This window comes from Streptomyces sp. NTH33, from assembly GCF_003236365.1.
GTDB lineage: Bacteria > Actinomycetota > Actinomycetes > Streptomycetales > Streptomycetaceae > Streptomyces.
Genome location: NZ_POTZ01000985.1, coordinates 1 through 920, shown reverse-complemented (window position 1 = coordinate 920; position 920 = coordinate 1). Strand labels below are relative to the sequence as shown.

Here is a 920-nt window from a genome sequence, read left to right as displayed (position 1 = left end):
CGGCCGCGGTCGGGAGCGTGGTGGAGGGTCCACCACTGTCCGGCGGGGGCGGGAGCCAGCCGGAGTTGGGCCTTCTGGTCGGGGCTGGTGAGGATGACGCGCGGCATCAAGGGGTCGTCGCCGTGGCTCCAGCCGCAGGCGCGGTGCAGGGGCACGGTGATCCAGGCGGGATCACCGCCCCCGGCCAGGTGGCGTGGCGTGGTGTACTCGACCTCGACGGTCTCGGCAGACGGGGGCACCACTACCTCCGTACCGGGGCGGTCCGGTCGGCCACGGGCGCCGGCTTCGCTGTCGGCGGCGGGGCCAGGGGCGACGGGGCGCTGCCGGCAGCGGTGTTGATGCCGATGACGGCGTGGCCGTGGGTGGCCCAGTCGTCGAGGTAGCTCCACGCCTCGGCGTCGTGGTCGGCGAGCACGTCGTCGTACGCCGGCGTGCCGGGCCGGGCGGTGAGGGGGAGGTCGACGCGGGTCTGCCGCCACTGCTGGTGCAGGGCGTCCAGGCGGTCGAACGCGTCGCGCAGGGTGCCGAGCTGCCAGGCCCAGCGGGTCTGGACCGCGCGGGCGGGCAGCTGGGCGAGTTGTACTTCCGCGGTGGCGAGGAGTTGCCGCGCGGTGGGGCGGACGGCCTCGAACGCCTCGGCGGTCTCGCGGTCGCGCTGGCTCTGGCGGAGGCCGTAGGCGTGCTCGTCGAACGGCCAGCCGTCGAGGTCGGTGTTCTCTTCGGAGTAGTAGTCCCAGTTGGCCAGGATGTAGGCGCTCTCGCGCAGGAAGGCGGAGAGCTGCTTCAGCGCGGCGCGGTGGGAGGCGGGGATGGCGGAAATGACGGGTCCTTGAAGAGAGCGGTGACGTTCGGAGTCCCGTCCGGCGGTCAGCGCCGCAGGGAGGCAGGCGGGGATGGCGGCGGAGCGGGGGCCTTGGCCG

At 74.2% G+C, this 920-nt stretch carries 1 protein-coding gene and 1 pseudogene; both read right to left on the bottom strand.

What is annotated here, in order from left to right:
• Positions 1-239, bottom strand: a pseudogene (locus tag C1I97_RS37985) (DUF317 domain-containing protein); the annotation flags it as partial.
• A gap of 2 nt (positions 240-241) precedes the next feature.
• On the bottom strand, positions 242-920 hold a 679-nt coding region (locus tag C1I97_RS37980), incomplete at its 5' end, for a hypothetical protein (protein WP_309147869.1).